Raw genomic sequence first — 19,181 nt, forward strand, 5'->3', positions numbered from 1 at the left:
ATCTTCCATTAAGGGGGTTGGTTTCCTAAGGTTTGTCTCTAGGGTATTGATTTATATATTTTGAAATAAGTGTTTAGATTTAATCTTATCAATAATAAAAAAAGAAAACGAAAGAGGTTAACTTCATGAAAGATATTACAAATGTAAAAGATAAGTTTATCACTGCACTCTTGCAAAATAATAGTGTTGTTATTGTCGAGATTTATGAAAGATTTTTTCCAAAAGCATTACGATTTATTTTACAAAATAAAGGTACTCATGAGCAGGCTAGAGATGTTTTTCAAGAATCACTATTGTATATTGTTATAGGAGTTAGAGAAAGAAAACTTAATATCGATTGTTTTGAAGCTTATTTGTTTACAATTTGTAAAAATATTTGGAGAAGAGAGTTGGAAAAACAAAAAAAACGGGTAATAAAAGATGCTATTACTACACTAGTAGATAAAGATACTGATTTTGCTTTATTTGTGTTAGAGCAAGAACAATTAGAGCTGTATAGAGAAAAATTTGCACTACTATCGGATAATTGTAAAGAGATTTTGTCACTTTTTTTTAATGACGTTTCTTATGAAGAGATTATCAAGGAGCTATCTTATGCTACTATTAATACAGCTAGGCAACGAATATTTAAGTGTAAAAACAAGTTAATTAAAATGATAAAATCTGATAGTCGGTTTTACTAATATGAAATATAACAATGAAATTTGATGATATTATTTACCAAAAAATAGAAGCATATTTATCTGGTAATATGAGTATTGATGATAGAGAAGCATTTGAGCTAAATATTTTGTCTAATAAAGAACTTCAAGAGGAAGTACAAGTTCAGAAAACTTTAAAATATGCTATAAGTGAAAAACAATGGGTTTTAAGAGAGGATAATAGAGATGATAAAGAGGTAAATAAAATTAAAAATTTAAGAAAAAGTAAAGAGTACTCTTTAACAATAGAAAAAATACAAGAAGCAGAAAACCTTTATTTTGAAAAAAAATCATTAAACAAAAAATGGATTTATTTTTCAGGTGCTATTGCATCTGTAATTTGTATTATATTGATGGTGCAATATTTTAGTGTTTCTCAAACAACAGATTCATTATATGCAGAATATAGTGATTGGAGTGAATTACCTTCTTTAACAATACAGGGTAATATACAAGATAATCTTGCCGAAGGAGAACAATTATTTTTTGATAAAAAATATAGAGAAGCAATTTCTGTGTTCTCTAATAGCTTGAATACTTCATCCAATGTTTCTAATATAGATTCTACTCCTTATATCTTATCTTATTTGGGAGTATCTTATCTTGAAATAGGAGAGTATCAAAAATCGTTACAAATATTTAATAAGCTCTTAAAAAGCAATTCTTTGGATAGCTCTAAAGGATACTGGTATATTACTTTGGTATATTTAAAAATGAGAGACAAACAAAAAGCGAAGGATACGTTGCTGTTAATTCTTAAAAATGAGAAAAATTTTAATTTTCGAAAAGCAAAAGAGCTTTTTGGTAAATTAGACTAAAGAGTTTAATCTATTAATAATGGTATAATCTTTACTTATATTAGAGAAACAACGAGAAGCGTTACATACACCCATTAGTATTCTAAAAAAATACATCAAAGTGAACAATAATTATCTCTGGTCGAATCCAATAGTAAAATAGCAAATTATGATTTCTCGAGAGATGTAATTACCTCATTTACCATAAAAGAAGCGCAGGGTCTCGGGATCAATTTCTAAGCTTTCTGCCTCTTCATTTGATTCTTCATAAGCTTTCATCGATTCATTTTCATAGTGAACTAATTTCCATGCTGCATCATGGTATTCTAATGAGGTTAGGTTTTCTATCCAGTCTCCAGAATTTAAGTATAGACAAGACCCGTTTTTATCCTCATAGTTTCGCATTTGAGGTTGATGAATATGACCACATACTACATAACTGTACTTGTTTTTAACCGCTAATTCTGCAGCAACATCTTCAAAATCATTAATATATTTTACAGCTTTTTTTACACTATTTTTAATTTTCTTAGAAAGCGAAAACTTTTCTTTCCCTATACGTAGCAAAAACCAATTAATAGCTTGATTAAAAAGAATTAACATATCATACCCCCAACTGCCTAATTTAGCTAACCATTTTGCGTTTTGAATTGAGGCATCAAAAACATCTCCATGAAAGAACCATGCTTTTTTGCCATCTAATTCCAAAACGAGTTTATCAACTAATTTAAAATTTCCCATTTGGGCATCGCTAAATTTGCGAAGCATCTCGTCGTGATTACCTGTGATATAGATAACCTCTGTTCCTTTTGATGCAAACGAAATGATCTTTTTGATAACCTTAAGGTGAGATTTTGGAAAGTATCGTTTTCTAAATTGCCAGATATCTATAATATCACCGTTAAGAATAAGAGTTTTTGGTTTGATACTATTTAGATAGTTGAGAAGCTCTTTTGCTTGACATCCATAAGTACCAAGATGGATATCCGAAATTACAACAAGCTCTACAATACGTTTTTTCATATAAAACATAATAGGTACACAAAGAAAAGGACGGATTATAGACTGTGGATTAAGTAAGTATAAGCATATTGTTATGTGGTCTTTAAGAATTAAGTCATAATATTAATTAGAGATTAAGAAGCCTTTAGCTTGATACTGAGAATAAAGGAATATTAATTTTATTGATGATACAGTTTAGAATTAGCAAATACATTCAATTTTTGTAAATGAAACCCAATTTTTTATATCATAATACTACTGTATTTTTGAAGATTAAAAATTACATTTGCTAAAAATTGTATGCATGGCAGGAAATACATTTGGTAACCTATTTAAGGTAACTACTTTTGGAGAATCACACGGAGTAGCAATTGGCGGAGTCATTGATGGTTGCCCCGCTGGTGTAACACTTGACTTAGAAGCTATCCAACAAGAACTTGATCGTCGTAAACCTGGCCAGTCGGCTATTGTTACACAACGTAAAGAACCCGATAGTGTGGAGTTTTATTCTGGTATTTTTGAAGGCGTTACGACAGGAACTCCAATTGGTTTTGCAATTAAAAATGCAAATCAAAAATCTAAAGATTATTCTCATATAAAAGATTCTTACCGCCCGTCTCATGCAGATTATACCTATGATCAGAAATATGGTATTAGAGATTATAGAGGAGGAGGACGTTCTTCAGCTCGTGAAACAGCAAGTAGAGTAGTAGCAGGAGCAATCGCTAAACAAGTATTGTCTGATATAAAATTTAATGCTTATGTAAGTGGTGTTGGTGCTATTAAATTAGAGAAAAGCCATACCGAACTTGATTTGTCATTAACAGAAAGTAATATTGTAAGATGCCCGGATCCTAAGTTAGCTTCGGAAATGGAACACTACATCAAACAAATTAGAAAAGAAGGAGATACCGTTGGCGGAATTGTAAGCTGCGTTATTTCTGGTGCACCTGTGGGATTAGGAGAACCGGCTTTTGATAAGCTACATGCCGAATTAGGGAAAGCTATGTTATCAATTAATGCAGTTAAAGGGTTTGAGTATGGAAGTGGTTTTGCTGGGTCAGAACTAAAAGGAAGTCAGCATAATGATCTTTTTAATACCGACGGAACTACAAAAACTAATCTATCTGGTGGTATACAAGGAGGGATTTCTAATGGGATGGATATCTATTTTAATGTGGCCTTTAAACCAGTAGCTACAATTATGCAGGATCAGGAGACTATTGATAAAGATGGTAATATCGTTACTATGCAGGGAAAAGGACGACATGACCCTTGTGTTGTACCCAGAGCTGTGCCTATCGTTGAAGCCATGGCTGCTTTGGTACTTGTTGATTATTGGTTAATGAATAGAACAATTAAAAAATAAATTAATACCAGGTAATCTGGTTTTAATACAAGATGATAAATTTAAGTTACGGGTCTGTAAAACACTGATATACTAAAAAAACAGACCTTTTATTTCGTATTTCGCAATTTCTGTCCCTTTTTATTATTTTAAATTTATATCTTGGACGCTGTTTTGGCTTAAAAAAATAAATTCTTCACATGAAAAAAATCGCACTGCATTGGAAAATTATGATCGGAATGATACTTGGTATCTTATTCGGGTTTTTGATGACAACACTTTCATGGGGAAAGGGATTTACAGGAGATTGGATTGCACCTTTAGGGACCATATTTGTAAATCTATTAAAACTAATTGCGGTTCCGTTAATTTTGGCTTCTTTAATCAAAGGAATCTCTGATCTAAAGGATATTTCAAAATTTAAACTGATAGGAGGAAGAACTATCGTTATTTATATCTTAACTACAGTAATTGCAATTACCATTGGTTTATTATTGGTAAATACTTTTAAACCTGGAAATGGGATTACTCCCGAAACTATAGAAAAACTAACTACAGAATATGCTGGTAACGCTAAAATATCAGAGCGTATAGCTGAAGCAAGTAGGCAAAAAGAAAGTGGACCTTTGCAATTTATTGTTGATATGGTTCCTCAAAATGCTTTTAAAGCTATGAGTGATAACAAGATGATGTTGCAGGTGATATTCTTTGCAATTTTTCTTGGTATCAGTATGTTATTGATAAAACCTTCGCAATCAGAACCTCTCAAGAAATTCTTCGATAGTCTTAATGATGTAGTATTAAAAATGGTTGATTTAATTATGCTTACGGCACCATATGCTGTTTTTGCATTATTAGCTAATGTAGTAGTTACTTCTGATGATCCTGATATATTGTTGGCATTATTAAAATATGCAGGTGTTGTGGTATTTGGACTTGCCTTAATGATTGTATTCTATTGCATATTGGTTGCTGTTATTACTAAGAAATCTCCATTATGGTTCTTAAAAGAAATCAGCCCGGCACAATTATTAGCGTTTTCAACAAGTTCTAGTGCAGCTACACTTCCTGTTACTATGGAAAGAGTAGAAGAACATATCGGTGTAGATAAAGAAGTATCTAGTTTTGTATTACCCGTTGGTGCAACTATCAATATGGATGGAACTAGTTTGTATCAGGCTGTAGCTTCTGTATTTATTATGCAAGTGCTTTGGCCAGAAGGATTAACGTTTAGTAACCAAATTACTATTGTATTAACCGCTCTATTGGCTTCAATAGGATCAGCGGCTGTTCCTGGAGCAGGGATGGTAATGCTGGTTATTGTATTAGAAGCAATTGGTTTCCCTTCTGATAAGTTACCAATAGGTCTAGCACTAATCTTTGCAGTAGATAGGCCATTAGATATGTTGAGAACAACAGTTAATGTTACAGGAGATGCTACTGTATCTATGATTGTTGCAAAATCAGTTGGAAAATTAGGTGAACCTCATGTAAAAGAATGGGATGATGATTATCAGGGATAGGTTTGAATTAAGAAATTATTTCTATTTAGCTAACGGCCCAGTTTTTAAGTAATTCAAATAATAATGGATATTCCGTTTCTCTTTCGGGATTCCACATCATAGTTAGTTGTGCCTTTTGTTTTATATTTTTTAATTCAATTATTTTTATTGGAAACTCATGCCCCTGTAATGAAGATACCGGTTCGAAAGAGATTCCTAATCCAGCTTCAACAAGCCTGAAACTAGTGCTTGCAGAATCAGTTTCGTGAACAATTTTTGGTGCAAAACCAGCATCAATACAGATAGACTCCAGGATATGAACATAATTAGGACCATCTGCTACCGATGGAAATATGAATTCCTCATTAGAAAAGACAGAAAAATCTGTATAATTATGTTTATCAATAGGATGGTTTTCTGGTAGTAATATTAAAAAATTATCAATACGAAGTACTTTACTTTTTAAGTTAAAAGGAACCATCGGGTTTGTAGCAAAACCAATATCTAATTCGTTTTGTTGTAATGCCAGGTATTGATCACGGTTATTCATTTCTTTTAAAACCGCTTTTATACCCGGTATTTGATAATTAATTGTTTTTAAAATTTCGGGTAAGATCGTTTGCATTATAGAATGAGTAAAACCTATGTTAATCTCTCCAGCATGCCCATTGTGAATATTTATAGTTTGTTTTTTTAACCTTTCTAATTGAGCAAGTTGTTTTTTTGCTTCCTTTACAAAATGTTGTCCGGCAGGAGTAAGTTTTACGTTACGTTTATCTCTTATAAATAAAATAGCACCAATCTGGTCTTCTAGTTGCTTAATTTGCCTACTTAAGGCCGGTTGAACAATGTTTAGTTCTTCTGCTGCTCTTGTGAAATTTAACTTCTCTGATAATACGACTACACTTTTTATTTGCTGAAGAGTCATTTATAACTTTTTGTTATTAATCTATCAAAATTAAGTATTTTTTATTATAAATGTAGATAACTAATTTTGAAATGTTTAAATGTTTGTTTAATCCATTACGCATATTGGAGAGTTCTCGATCAGAATTCGTCAGCCTGGTATTCTGGTTGATTATTTTGATGTAGTTGATACTTTAATAGCTTGTTTAGCAGGCTGACTTTTTTTCGATTAATGCTTTTTTATATGTGCAATACTAAAAGATATAATTCTAATACACGATATGCAGAATACAATACCAAAAACAGATATATTAGAGAAAGCTTATGATCCTTCCGATTTTAGAAAAATGGGGCATCAAGTTATTGATTTATTAGCGGATCACTTAGAGAAAGTTCAAACTGATAGAGAACATCCTGTACTGCCTTTTCGTAATCCAGATGAGGAATTAGCCTATTGGAAACAAGACTTTGCATCAGATTCGGGAACACTAGATGTATTTAAAAACATTTTAGATCACTCTATCCAGGTACATCATCCAAGATATATTGGTCATCAAGTTGCAGTCCCTGCATTGGTTTCAACTTTGGCTGGACTGATGTCTGATTTATTAAGTAATGGTACTGGTGTATATGAAATGGGAATGGCAGCTAATGCGATTGAAAAAATCGTTACTGATTTAGTAGCAAAAAAAATTGGATATACTGCAGAAACTTCTGGTTTCCTTACTTCGGGAGGTACTTTGGCAAACCTCACTGCATTATTGGCTGCGCGTAAAGCCAAGGCCCCATCTGCCGTTTGGGAACAAGGACATCAAGAAAAATTGGCAATTCTGGTTTCCGAAGAAGCGCATTATTGTATTGATAGAGCAGCTAGGATTCTTGGTTTTGGAAGTGATGGGATTATCAAAGTGCCTGTAGATAAAAATTTTAAAATAGATACAAGTGTATTAAATAAGTATCTGGATAAAGCTAAATGTGATGGATTTCATGTGATTGCACTAATTGGTTGTGCTTCTTCTACTGCTACCGGATCATATGATGATTTGGAAGCATTAGCTGATTTTGCCGAACTAAATAACTTGTGGTTTCATATAGATGGAGCACATGGAGGAGGAGTGGTATTCTCAAAAAAATATCAATATCTAACCAATGGAATATCTCGTGCCGATTCTGTAGTTATAGATTTTCATAAAATGTTAATGACTCCAGCTTTAAACACAGCGTTAATTTTTAAGAAAGGAGAAAATGCATATCAAACATTTGCTCAAAAAGCTCAATATCTTTGGGATTCTCAGCATACCAGAGAATGGTACAATTCGGGGAAACGAACTTTTGAATGTACAAAATTAATGATGTCTATTAAGGTGTATACAATCCTTAAAACTTATGGAGAAGAAATATTCGAGAAGAATATTAATAGGCTTTATGACCTGGGTTCGATCTTTGCAAAAATGGTAAATGAGCGACCTTCTTTCGAGTTAGCCCTAGAGCCAGAAGCTAATATTATTAATTTCAGATATATCAAAACCGATAATAAAGATCTTAATACTCTTAACAATGCTATTCGTCAATGGTTAGTGAAATCTGGTAAGTTTTATATTGTTCAAACAACAATAGGAGAACATCGTTATTTAAGAACTACAATTATGAATCCATTAACCCAGAAAGATGACCTGGTAGCTCTTTTGGACGAAATAGAACACATTGCAGAAACTTTGATTTAATTAGATTGTGATAAAATGATATGGTTTCATATTTTGATATTTAACATTTGTTAACGCAACGGATACTAAATGTAATTCATCTACTGTTATATAGATAGTAACCAAAAATAATTGAGATGAAACATTTTATTTATATAGTGTTCTTATTTGCAATGATAGGTTGTAGTGGAGATGATGATGGTAACCCGGTTGATCCGGCTCCTAATCCATCTGGATTGACAGGAATTTGGAACCTGGTAAACATTACAGGAGGATTTGCAGGTGTAAATGAGAATTTTGAAAAAGGAATTATTGTTTGGGATTTTGATGATACTAAAAAAAGAGTAGAAGTAACAAATAATAATGCTGCTAGTTCCTCTACCGAAGATTTATTTCCAACGGGAACCTATGCTTTTTCGATTGTTACTATAGATGGTAATAAGGAACTGATCGTCAATGACAGAAACTTAGGCAATTTTGAGATTACGACTGATGAGTTTATCATTGACGAGCAGTTTAAAGATGGTTTTCGTTATACATTTCAACGTTAAAGATTAATCTGCTTGCTTTTTGGGTATTTAACCTGGTAAGAAAATTGTTTTTCAACCTTCTGGTTAGAAGAAATATCTAGTTTCCACGTTATAATACCGGTTTTGATATCATACTTAGCATTACCAGAATTTATATTATCAAGTTTGATCTCTTTATTCTGTGAAATTGGCATGCGATCTTCTAGAGTAATAAAGATTTTACTTTGTTTATTATTCTTGATGCTTATTTTGTATCCACGATTTATGATTTTATTACTTCCTGTAAAGGATCTACTTTTAAAATTATCGAGCTGTTCTCTTTTTACGACAATATTTGGATCAACACCCAATGAAATAGTTAAACTATCTGTTGTGGCCAGGGGATCAATATTTGTTTTACCAGCAAAACTACCTTCAAAATAGATATTCGCTTCTCCTGCTAAGAGATTAAATTGTTCCCAGTTCCCTAATTTTGCAGTAAGAAATACGTTTTCATTAAGTTCTGGTGCGGTATAGTATTGATAATCAGCTTTCATGTCAAATTTGTCAATAGCAATTACGGTAATATCGGCATTAGAATTAATGGTGTATTTCTTTTTGATTTTAAATCGGGTACTGGTTATTCCCGACTCTTTAGTTTCGACGATTTGGTTGTACTCTTTTTTTTCTTCTTTTCTTTCGGTGGAAGAAAGACCACGAATTTTTCCTCGTAATTTAGAAGTAACAACTACTTCATCCATTGATTCTAAACTTTCATCTAATTTTACATCTATGAATGAAGAATGGATAGGAATCGTTTTATTATTAAACCCGAGATAAGAGAAAAAAAGTTCTCGGCCACCCTGTATATTAATGGAGTATCTACCATCAAAACCTGTTTGTATTCCATTAGTTGTTCCCTTTTCTACTACATTAGCTCCGGGAAGAGGCATCCCTTGTTCATCTGTAATGATCCCAGATACTCTTCTTATAGTTGGATTGTATTTATAAGAATATTTATTTATGGTGTATCCTTTTCTATATCCTCGATACGTAAAATTTAAATATTTTGGATTTAGATCTGGTTTTAGGTTGTTAGTATTAGGGTCTCCGGTAGATAGAATGATATTTGCATTTTTCCAATCTGTACCCGTTTGTTGATATACATTTGCTTTATAAGTTATGTTAAGTGGTGACTCTGTGCTGTTTGATTTAATGTCATATAGAGGGAACCATCCAGCATTAGTAACGTTATATCGTATTTCTAGGATTAAATTAGAGGCAATAGGGGAGTCTAGTTTCAATTTGATCTCACCTCGTTCTTCTTTGGTATGGTCTTCAAGTTTATTGATTTCATTTTTAAGATCTTGAATTTGATTATTTAGATCATTTACCTTTTGAGTGAGTGTGTATATTTCGTTTTCTATTGCTGTTGATCTTTCTCGATAATAAGCAGAAATTTCTTTTATTTTTTCTAAGGAAATAGGAGTAGCATCACTTCCAATACGTTGATTGTTATTTAAAAGTTTTTGTTCTTGTTGAAGACCCGATACATTATTATTAAAATTATTTTTTTGCTGTAATATTGACTTTAGTTGTTTTTTAAAAGATGCTAACTCTTCAGAATCTTTTTTCTTTTCCAGATAATTAATTGCGAAATTTATGGCAAGAATGGATGTATTCTTTAATCCAGATATTTGAATACTGTTTTCATCGATATTAGGAGATAAATCTGATAATGTGATCTCATTCGTACCCGAAGTTAGATTCACAGAGGCTGTTCGTTTTATTTGTGCTCCTTCAAGATACACGGTTACTTCTTCTATTGTAGTTTCGGTTTTTTTTTCAGCACCAAATGCTATTATAAATGAAAAAAACAAAAATAATAATGTATAGGTTTTCATAGTAGTATGGTTTTAATTACAAAGCGAATGTATAGTGTTGCTTTTCTTATAAAAACCAGAATTGAGTGAATTGCCCTTTTGATTTAGGTAACGCTTCTTTTTAAAGCTGTTCGGTTATATTTTTAGCAGGGGAAAAACCCCCTGAGCATTCTTAGTTAAAATCCCCTTACGCCGTATCGTTCTTATCTATACATTTGAAGTATCACATAAACACTCATAAAGATGAAACGGCTTTTACTACCCATAGTGCTTATTACTTTTGCTGTAATATGTCTTAGTATTGTACATATTGATAATATTAATAAGTTAGATGCTCAATCAAATGAACTAAGAAAAAAACATCAAACAAAGCATACGGTAAAACATAGAACAAATGATTCTTCGGTTAATATGCCGGAAACCAAATGAAGGAATGTAGATAATGATTCAATTACTATTGATCTATAAAAAGAGCATTGAGCTCTGGAGTTGGAATCATGCAAGTTTCTTTTTTGCCAAACCATTTGTATCTGTTTTTGGCAATAATATCATAAATCCAATCTCTAAGGAATCTAGGTAAAATAAGAAAAACCGAAAGTAAGGGATATATACCAGACAGCTGTTTTGCAATATGTAAAGCAGCTGTTGATTTATAATAGTAAGCAATATTTGGATCAATTAATAGTATAGAATCCAGTTTTGTAGGATCAATATTTCTCTCTGCAATTAATCTTTTTCCAATTTCACTTTGTAATGGAGCATAACGAAATACATCATTTTTATCCCGTTTTATAGTAAATAAGACAGCAGTGTTGCACAAGTTACAAACACCATCAAATAATATAATCTTTTTTCCATCTTCAATCATAATACAAAGATAATGAGAATATATATTATTAATAATCAATTATCAATATATTAAGAGTCATTTTGCAATTACAGAATTAATAACTTGTTGTGTAGTAATCTGAAGGTTTTTAGGAAGTTTATTATCTTTTGGTAAAACAGCAAGATAACGATCATTATTTGAGTCATAAACTTGCTTGAAAACAGGATCATCTAATTGTAAGGCATCACAAATTTCTTTAACTAGATCTAGATGATAAATAAGATCAGTACTTCCGAGGTGAAAGATTCCTTTCTTATTGCGATTAATGATATAATGTATTTGTAGTGTTAATTTTGATATAGAAGTTGCATTAATAATTACATTAGGAAAAACTTCTATTGGTGCTCTAAGGTCGTGAAGAGTTTTAAGCTCTTGTACTCTTGGAGTTGTAGAACCAAAAATCATAGGTACACGGGCTATTACGTATTTATGAGCAGGCAATCGTAATAGTGTATTTTCAATTTTAATTTTAAATCTCCCAAAAACGCTATCACTAAGCGTCTTGTCATATTCGTATGATGGATAGTTACTAAAAGAATCAAATACATTAGCACTGGAGATAAAAACAAGTCGACATTTATGTTTTTGAATCCATTGTATTATACGCTGGTGTGCATCCAATTGTGAATTAAAGTTACCTCTAAGGGCAGTAATAATAATGGTAGGTTTAAGATTATCCAGTAAAATAGAGATATCTTCCAATTCCATATCATACTGAAAGAACTTTTGATTTTTTTCAAAAAAGGTATTATCCGTATGATATGTACCATAGGTATCAAAATAAGAATTAAGCTCTTTATATAGCGCATTTCCTATAAAACCACTGGCTCCTATGATTAAAATTCTTTTCAATGTTAATTGTGTAAAAAAATTAAGTTCCAAATATTACTACTGTAACTTTGAAACTTAACTATACTATTTTTATTGTAAAACTATCCTTTATAGAAAGGCAATTTTACCACTGTTGCAGGAATTGCGTTTTTACGTACCTGAATATTTATTTTGCTTCCCGGTTTAGCAAAAACCGATGGAACGTACCCAAGACCGATTCCTTTTCCTAAAGAAGGTGACATAGTACCAGAAGTTACTATCCCGATAGTGTTTCCATTTCCGTCTACAATATCATAATCATGACGAGGAATACCACGTTCGTCTAACTCAAAACCAATTAATTTACGCTCTGCACCATGTTCTTTTTCTTTGGCTAAGGCTTCTGCATTAATAAAATCTTTTGAGAATTTAGTAACCCACCCTAATCCAGCTTCAATAGGAGAGGTAGTGTCATTAATATCATTGCCATAAAGGCAATATCCCATTTCTAATCTCAATGTATCTCTGGCAGCAAGACCAATAGGCTTAATATCATAATCCGCTCCAGCTTCTAATACCTTACTCCAGATTTGTTCTACTTCAGAATTTTTGCAATAGATTTCAAAACCACCACTACCAGTATATCCTGTAGCAGAGATAATAACATGTTCTATCCCCGCAAAATCAGATACTTCAAAAGTGTAAAACTTCATTGCTTCAAGATCAACAGAAGTTAATGATTGCATAGCAGCTGCAGCTTTTGGTCCTTGAATAGCTAATAAAGAGTATTCATCAGATAGATCACGCATATCAGCGTTCATTGTATTGTGGCTGCTTATCCAATCCCAATCTTTTTTGATATTAGATGCATTAACAACCATAAGATACTTTTGATCAGCAATTCTATATACAATTAAATCATCAACAACTCCTCCTTTATCATTTGGTAAATAACTGTACTGTGCTTTTCCGTCTACTAACTTAGAAGCATCATTAGAAGTTACTTTTTGGATAAGATCTAATGCATTAGGACCGGTAATAAGAAACTCTCCCATATGAGATACATCAAAAACCCCAACACTTTTACGTACTGTCTCGTGTTCTATATTTACACCTTCGTAAGATACGGGCATATTATAACCAGCAAAAGGAACCATTTTAGCTCCCAAAGCAGTATGAATTTCTGTCAAAGCAGTATTTTGCATAATAAGATGATTTAGTGTTATCAAATTGACGCCGAATGTAAAAAACTTTGTGTAGGTATCCAATGCTTTTTTGGTATAATCCTAATTAGTTATCGGTTTGACATCATATTGATGATTAAAAATTGAAATATATAAAAGGTACAAAATAATTCTAAGAGCTCTTCTAATTCATAGCATTTAGTAACTTTAAAGAGTGTTATTAATTTATTGTAAATGCATTTTAATTATGTCAACAGGATATTCGGGTACACCTCTAGCTAAAAAACTAGGTATTAAAGAGGATAATATATTAATGCTATATAAAAAACCAAATCATTATTACACTCTTTTTTCAGATTTACCAAAAGGAATCGAAGAGGTAAAGCAGTCTAAAAATGGAAGTGTAGATTTTATTCATATTTTTTGTACCACTTTTATGGAATTACAGGAAGTAGCGGTTATTTATAAAGCTGCTTTAAAAAAGAACGGAGTGTTATGGGTTAGTTGGCCTAAAGGTAGCTCATCCATTCCTACAGACCTTAAAAGAGATCCTATAAGAAATTACCTAATTAGTATAGGATTAGTTGATATTAAAGTGGCAGCAATAGATGAAGATTGGAGCGGACTAAAATTTGTATATAGAATCAAGGATAGAAATTAATGGAGTAAAACTTTCTTGTTATACTTATTTTTTAATGCCTTTATGAAAAAACAAAAAACCAATAAAAACCCTGTATATATATGTATATGTCAGAGGAAAGATGCTGGTTTTGTGAAAATGAAATTTTTAATGTTAATTGTTTGTTGTAGTATCGTTAAAAAAAAATATTTACCTTTATCATGAATTATTGTACTAGTGAAAAAGGAATCGCAAATAACACAAAGCTTTTTCATTAAGAATATAAATGAAGGAAATGAAGACGCCTTCAAAATTCTTTTTGAACTTTATTATAGTAAGTTATTATATGTAGCTCAAAGCTATGTTTCTAATAAAGAAGAAGCAGAAGAGATAGTACAGGACGTATTTGTGAAAATCTGGAAAAACAAAAAAAATATTACCACTAATATTAATGGGTACCTATTTAAGAGCACCAAAAATTCCTGCCTGGATTATTTGCGATCCAAAAAATATAAACTTAATAGCTCGAATAATATAGTACAACTTGAAGCATTTATAAACCATAGTGCACTTGCAGATAAAGATGCTTCTTCTATACTAGAGAAAGAATTAGAACAACGAATACAGACGGGTATTGAATTACTTCCTAAAAAATGCAAAAAAGTTTTTGTAAAAAGCCGGATTGAAGGTTTAAAGAATAGAGAAATATCTGATGAATTAGATATTTCAATTAAAACTGTAGAGAATCATATGTCTAAAGCTATAAAGCATATGAGGCTACATCTACGCGAATTTTTATCTTTTTTTTAAAAAAAACCAAAAATAATTGGGGGGGTAATACATATTTGTACGTCTGTATAAATATAAGACTGTAATTAATGCAAGAAAAAGACCTTATAAAGTATATAAAGGGAGATACCAGTCCTGATGAAAAGAAATCAGTAATTGAATGGATCAAGAAAGATAGCGAACATCAAAAACAATTCAATTTACTAAAAGCAGAATATGTTGCTTCTACCTTGGATTCGTTAAGTGATATGGACGTCAATGTTCAATACCAACGTTTTTCTTCAAGGAAATCTAAGAAAAGAAGATACTACTATGCAGCTATTGCAGCATCGATAATAGTCCCTTTTATATCGTGGTATATGTTCACATCTTTTCCTGATAACAATTTGATTGTTGATACTACAGAAATTTTTAGTACTACCACCAAGCATGTAACGACAAGCCATGGCGGGTACAAAACAGTAGTCTTACCTGATGGTTCTACTATTGTATTAAATGCAAATAGTAGTCTTACTTACCCTAATACATTTACAGATAGTATTAGGAAAGTTACTTTAATAGGAGAAGCATTTTTTGATATAAAGAGGGATGTTACCAAACCTTTTATAGTTACTACAGACCATATAAATATTAGAGTTTTGGGGACATCATTTAATGTAAAGTCCTATCCAAAAGACGAAAAAATTGAAACTACATTGGTGACAGGAAAAGTTGAAGTTTTTCAACAACAAATAGAAAAACCCATCGTTTTAGAACCGTCCCAGAGGGCAGTTTTTGATAAAGAAAAAAGTAATATTAAGGTGGATAGAGTAGATTCTAAAAATATAGTTGCCTGGCAAGAAGGCAAATTAATTTTTGATAAAACTCCATTAAAACAAGTTGTATTAGATCTAAACAGAAAATATAATGTAGAGTTTGTAATTAAATCTGATTCACTCCTACAGTATAAGTATACAGGAGAGTTTGATAACCTTACCCTAAAAGAGGTTTTAGAACTCCTCAAAATGTCTTCACCTATTAATTATAAAAATGTAAACAACAAAGTCATGCTAAATTCAGAATAATAAATAGAGAAGAGGATGCGGCAACATCCTCCTCTATTAATCATTTAATTAGACTCAGAATTAGAATAATTAAAATCACACAAAATTATGAAAAAAAACTTTCCGGAGTTTTCTTATCCAGAAAACATCTTATAAGAATTATGAAAATTTATTCTTTACTTATTTGTATTACTATTTCAAAGCTATTTTCATTTAATACGTATTCTCAAAATATATCGATCTCTCTGGAGGAAGTTACATTGCAGATGGCCATTGAAGAGATTGAACAAAAAAGCGAATTCCGCTTCTTTTATAATAACAATTTGGTTGACATTTCAAGAAAAGTATCTCTTACAGCCACTAATGAGCGGGTAAAAAAAGTACTGTACGGGCTATTTGATGATACTAATATAAATTTTAAAATTTATAAAAATCAAATAGTTTTATTTCCAAGAAATGTAAAAACATCAGATTTGGCGCTTAAGAATCTATTAGATTACATGGAAGAAAAATCAATAGAGCAAACCAATAAAAATACCATTAGCGATAAAACAAAAACGCAGCAAAATTTTGTAAGCGGTAATGTGCTAAGCGAAGAAGGTTACCCTTTACCTGGAGTAAATGTGGTTATTAAAGGCACAAATAAAGGAACATTAACTGACTTTGACGGGAATTATAAATTAGAAGCAAATCAAGGTGATGCTCTAGTGTTTTCTTATGTAGGTTTTGAAACTCAGGAGGTTATAGTAAATAAAAATACTGTTGATATAACCCTAAAAGAAGATATCAGTAATCTGGAGGAAGTGGTTGTAACAGGGTATGCCGTTCAACGAAAATCTAGGCTTACCGGCTCAGCAACAAACGTGAAGTTAGGAGCTGTTAACGCCACTCCTAGAGCGGCAATACAGGAAAGTATTCAAGGTAATGTTCCAGGAGTTTTTGTAACCGCAGATAGTGGGCAGCCAGGAGCTACACCAAATGTAAGAATTAGAGGTGTTGGGTCCTTTACTGCTTCATTTCCTCTATATGTTATTGATGGAATCCAGACAAGAGACGCTTCTATAATCACTTCTCTTAATCCAGGAGATATTAAAGCAATTTCTGTTTTAAAGGATGCCGCTGCTACTTCCATTTATGGAACTAGAGGAGCTAATGGAGTCATTGTGATACAAACAAAATCAGGAGAACAAGGTAAAATGATTGTTTCATATAGTGCGCAAGCTGGATTATCTTCTCCAACGGTTGCGGATCGTTTTAAGCCTCTTAATACTTCAGAATTGCAAGAATTATTAGTAGAAGGAGTGCAAAATGCAGGAATTAGAGATAATGACAATGATGCATTAACCTACTTAACAGATCGAGGTTTTAATCCTGATGTAAATACCGATTGGTTTAATTTATTAACCCAAGATGGTTTCTATCAGCAACACGATTTATCATTAAGAGGAGGAAATGAAAATACCAAATATTATTTTTCAGGAGGGTATTTTAATCAAGAGGGGGTTATTATCGGTTCTCAGTTTGAAAGAATGAACTCAAGAATCAAAATAGATCAAAGGATAAACGATAGAATCACACTTAAAGCAAATCTTTCGTATAATAAGAGTATTTCTAATGTAAGACCTGATGGCGGAGCTTTTGCAAATCCTGTAAGATCAATCTATCGAATACGGCCTGATATTTCTCCGTATAACGAAGATGGAACTTTTAATTTTCGATTTAATAGTACACATAACCCCGTAGCTCAGGCCGAAAATGAAACAAGAAGAAATATCATACATAGAATTTTGGCAGGAGGAGATTTATCATATAAAATAATGGATAAACTTTCGTTTGAATCATCAATAAATATGAATCAAGGATTTAGAGATGACTATATACGACTCCCAGCAAGTTATGGAGATGGTAGACCTACGGGAAGAGGAAACCAGGACTCTGATTTTTTATTTACCTGGTTGTTTAGGAATATGCTAAGATATAATATGAGTTGGAGAAATCATAATGTATCTGCTTTTGGAGGGTATGAGTTACAAAAAACCAGAAATAAGTTTACAGATATACAGGTAGAAAACATACCTGATGGTTTTGTAGATCTAAATGCAGGTAGTTTACCCACTGAAGCTTCTACAAATAGAAGACAGAGTGGATTAAACTCTGTATTCCTTAACGCAGAATATTCTTATAATGAGAAGTATTTGATTAGCGGATCTCTTAGGCGTGATGGTAGTTCTACATTTAAGGATGATAACCAGTATGGTGTTTTTTGGTCTGTTGGTATTGGCTGGAATATTGCCAATGAAGAGTTTATGAGTTCATTAAATTTTGTAGATGACTTTAAATTGAGAGGAAGTTATGGGGAAAATGGGAATGACCCTATTGCTGGTAATGAGAATTCTAATAGTGTTGATGATAATCCATATGCAGTATTTGACCTTTTTTCTATTAACGATTATAATGGAAGTCCAGGTTTGTTCTTTTCAGATTTAGGAAATCCTAATTTGAAATGGGAGGTTAATAAGCCCTTAAATATTGGGCTTGATTATTCTTTATTTAATAATAGGATACAAGGAAGTTTCGATTGGTACAAAAGAGAAACTACAGATCTTATTAGAGCACGACCTATTTCATCTACAAACGGAGACGTAGATATTGTGCAAAATATAGGAGCAATGGAAAATACAGGGATCGAATTTGATATCACTACACGTAATATTGTAAGTGGAAATAATGGGTTTAGTTGGACGACTAGCTTTAATTTGACTACAAATAAAAATAAAATAACTAAATTATCTGGTGATGGAGAACCTATTGTTGGAAGAACTCGTATCACTGCTGTTGGAGAAGATTTTGAAACATTTTATTTACCTCGATATGCAGGTGTAGATGCTGAGAATGGAGAAGCGTTATGGTTTGTAAACGGCGAATCAGACGCTACTACTAATAGATATGGGGATGCCGAGCAAGTTATTATTGGTAATGCTACCCCAGATTTTTTTGCTGGTTTTAGAAACACATTTTCATATAAAGGAATCTCATTGGATTTTCAGTTGTATAGTGCCTGGGGTGGTTTGGTATATGATACATGGAACAGGTTTACTAATAGTGATGGGTCTCGACGATTATCTTCTACGGGTAATGTAAGTCGGGGGACTTACGAAAGAAGGTGGCAACAACCAGGTGATATTACAGACGTACCAGCTTTTGTTTACGGTAATAGACAAACTGGTCAATCGTCTAAACCATCTAGTAGATTTATATATGATGGGTCTTTTATACGATTACGAGATATAACTCTGGCATATTCATTACCAGCTAAGAGTATTGAAACTATTGGCCTTTCTACTGCTAGAATTTATATTAAAGGGAATAACTTATACACTTATATCAAAGATGATCGATTAGAAAGAGACCCTGAAGCAGGATCCGATGGAAGATTAAATCAAGAGATTCCTATTTCAAGAGCCTTGTTTTTGGGTGTAGACTTAACATTTTAATT

Annotated in this window: 17 protein-coding genes; 11 read left to right on the forward strand and 6 right to left on the reverse strand. The window is 32.1% G+C overall.

All coding sequences use genetic code 11. The annotated features are described in order from the left end of the window. Nucleotides 1–125 precede the first annotated feature (125 nt). Both AAFU52_RS21195 and AAFU52_RS21200 read left to right on the forward strand, forming a co-directional pair. A complete protein-coding gene (locus tag AAFU52_RS21195; RefSeq protein WP_438423464.1) occupies nucleotides 126–683 on the forward strand; it encodes an RNA polymerase sigma factor in 558 nt (185 codons plus the stop codon). A gap of 14 nt (nucleotides 684–697) precedes the next feature. Beyond that, nucleotides 698–1,519 (forward strand): tetratricopeptide repeat protein, encoded by an 822-nt coding sequence (locus AAFU52_RS21200; RefSeq protein ID WP_438423465.1) that lies wholly within the window; start codon nucleotides 698–700, stop codon nucleotides 1,517–1,519. 174 nt (nucleotides 1,520–1,693) lie between these two features. Here the strand turns inward: AAFU52_RS21200 and AAFU52_RS21205 are convergent, their stop codons facing one another. Next, nucleotides 1,694–2,521, reverse strand: coding sequence for a UDP-2,3-diacylglucosamine diphosphatase (locus AAFU52_RS21205; protein ID WP_438423466.1), 828 nt, complete (start codon nucleotides 2,519–2,521; stop codon nucleotides 1,694–1,696). A 283-nt stretch (nucleotides 2,522–2,804) separates the two neighbouring features. Between AAFU52_RS21205 and aroC the strand changes: the two genes are divergently transcribed. Together aroC and AAFU52_RS21215 are read left to right on the forward strand one after the other, a co-directional pair. Then, nucleotides 2,805–3,869 carry a chorismate synthase gene (gene aroC, locus AAFU52_RS21210; RefSeq protein WP_438423467.1) on the forward strand — a complete coding sequence of 355 codons (1,065 nt, stop codon included), beginning with the start codon at nucleotides 2,805–2,807 and terminating at the stop codon, nucleotides 3,867–3,869. A 179-nt stretch (nucleotides 3,870–4,048) separates the two neighbouring features. Next, nucleotides 4,049–5,371, forward strand: a complete 1,323-nt coding sequence (locus tag AAFU52_RS21215; protein WP_024770047.1) for a dicarboxylate/amino acid:cation symporter — start codon at nucleotides 4,049–4,051, stop codon at nucleotides 5,369–5,371. A 25-nt stretch (nucleotides 5,372–5,396) separates the two neighbouring features. On the opposite strand, the gene AAFU52_RS21220 is transcribed toward AAFU52_RS21215, so the two are convergent. Beyond that, on the reverse strand, nucleotides 5,397–6,278 hold the full coding sequence (locus tag AAFU52_RS21220) for a LysR family transcriptional regulator (RefSeq protein ID WP_024770048.1): 882 nt from the start codon (nucleotides 6,276–6,278) through the stop codon (nucleotides 5,397–5,399). A 259-nt stretch (nucleotides 6,279–6,537) separates the two neighbouring features. On the opposite strand from AAFU52_RS21220, the gene AAFU52_RS21225 reads away from it, so the two are divergent. Continuing rightward, nucleotides 6,538–7,980, forward strand: a complete 1,443-nt coding sequence (locus tag AAFU52_RS21225) for a pyridoxal phosphate-dependent decarboxylase family protein (protein WP_438423468.1) — start codon at nucleotides 6,538–6,540, stop codon at nucleotides 7,978–7,980. Nucleotides 7,981–8,096: 116 nt separating this feature from the next. After that, nucleotides 8,097–8,510: a hypothetical protein gene (locus tag AAFU52_RS21230; protein ID WP_152538524.1), complete on the forward strand. Its 414-nt coding sequence runs from the start codon at nucleotides 8,097–8,099 to the stop codon at nucleotides 8,508–8,510. On the opposite strand, the gene AAFU52_RS21235 is transcribed toward AAFU52_RS21230, so the two are convergent. Next, on the reverse strand, nucleotides 8,507–10,372 hold the full coding sequence (locus AAFU52_RS21235) for a mucoidy inhibitor MuiA family protein (protein WP_438423469.1): 1,866 nt from the start codon (nucleotides 10,370–10,372) through the stop codon (nucleotides 8,507–8,509). The genes AAFU52_RS21230 and AAFU52_RS21235 overlap by 4 nt on opposite strands. A 222-nt stretch (nucleotides 10,373–10,594) precedes the next feature. Between AAFU52_RS21235 and AAFU52_RS21240 the strand changes: the two genes are divergently transcribed. Next, nucleotides 10,595–10,780, forward strand: a complete 186-nt coding sequence (locus tag AAFU52_RS21240; RefSeq protein WP_024770052.1) for a hypothetical protein — start codon at nucleotides 10,595–10,597, stop codon at nucleotides 10,778–10,780. Nucleotides 10,781–10,805: 25 nt separating this feature from the next. Here AAFU52_RS21240 and AAFU52_RS21245 read toward each other — a convergent pair whose 3' ends face one another. The 3 genes from AAFU52_RS21245 to gcvT form a co-directional block, all read right to left on the reverse strand. Beyond that, nucleotides 10,806–11,219, reverse strand: coding sequence for a thiol-disulfide oxidoreductase DCC family protein (locus AAFU52_RS21245; RefSeq protein WP_035091447.1), 414 nt, complete (start codon nucleotides 11,217–11,219; stop codon nucleotides 10,806–10,808). A 57-nt stretch (nucleotides 11,220–11,276) separates the two neighbouring features. Further along, nucleotides 11,277–12,092: a sugar nucleotide-binding protein gene (locus AAFU52_RS21250; RefSeq protein ID WP_438423470.1), complete on the reverse strand. Its 816-nt coding sequence runs from the start codon at nucleotides 12,090–12,092 to the stop codon at nucleotides 11,277–11,279. 80 nt (nucleotides 12,093–12,172) lie between these two features. Beyond that, on the reverse strand, nucleotides 12,173–13,255 hold the full coding sequence (gene gcvT, locus AAFU52_RS21255; RefSeq protein ID WP_024770055.1) for a glycine cleavage system aminomethyltransferase GcvT: 1,083 nt from the start codon (nucleotides 13,253–13,255) through the stop codon (nucleotides 12,173–12,175). 226 nt (nucleotides 13,256–13,481) lie between these two features. On the opposite strand from gcvT, the gene AAFU52_RS21260 reads away from it, so the two are divergent. The 4 genes from AAFU52_RS21260 to AAFU52_RS21275 all read left to right on the forward strand — a co-directional run bounded on the left by AAFU52_RS21260 (nucleotide 13,482) and on the right by AAFU52_RS21275 (nucleotide 19,179). After that, entirely contained in the window at nucleotides 13,482–13,895 is a 414-nt protein-coding gene (locus tag AAFU52_RS21260; protein ID WP_438423471.1) for a DUF3052 domain-containing protein, read from the forward strand. Between the two features lie 195 nt (nucleotides 13,896–14,090). After that, entirely contained in the window at nucleotides 14,091–14,663 is a 573-nt protein-coding gene (locus AAFU52_RS21265) for an RNA polymerase sigma-70 factor (protein WP_438423472.1), read from the forward strand. A gap of 68 nt (nucleotides 14,664–14,731) precedes the next feature. After that, nucleotides 14,732–15,706 (forward strand): FecR family protein, encoded by a 975-nt coding sequence (locus AAFU52_RS21270; protein ID WP_024770058.1) that lies wholly within the window; start codon nucleotides 14,732–14,734, stop codon nucleotides 15,704–15,706. A gap of 140 nt (nucleotides 15,707–15,846) precedes the next feature. Continuing rightward, the gene (locus tag AAFU52_RS21275; RefSeq protein WP_438423473.1) at nucleotides 15,847–19,179 is read left to right on the forward strand and encodes a TonB-dependent receptor; all 3,333 of its coding nucleotides are present in this window, start codon (nucleotides 15,847–15,849) and stop codon (nucleotides 19,177–19,179) included. The last annotated feature ends 2 nt before the right edge of the window (nucleotides 19,180–19,181 follow it).

Origin of the sequence: Aquimarina macrocephali (genome assembly GCF_051627225.1) — a bacterium.
Classification (GTDB): Bacteria; Bacteroidota; Bacteroidia; order Flavobacteriales; family Flavobacteriaceae; genus Aquimarina; species Aquimarina macrocephali.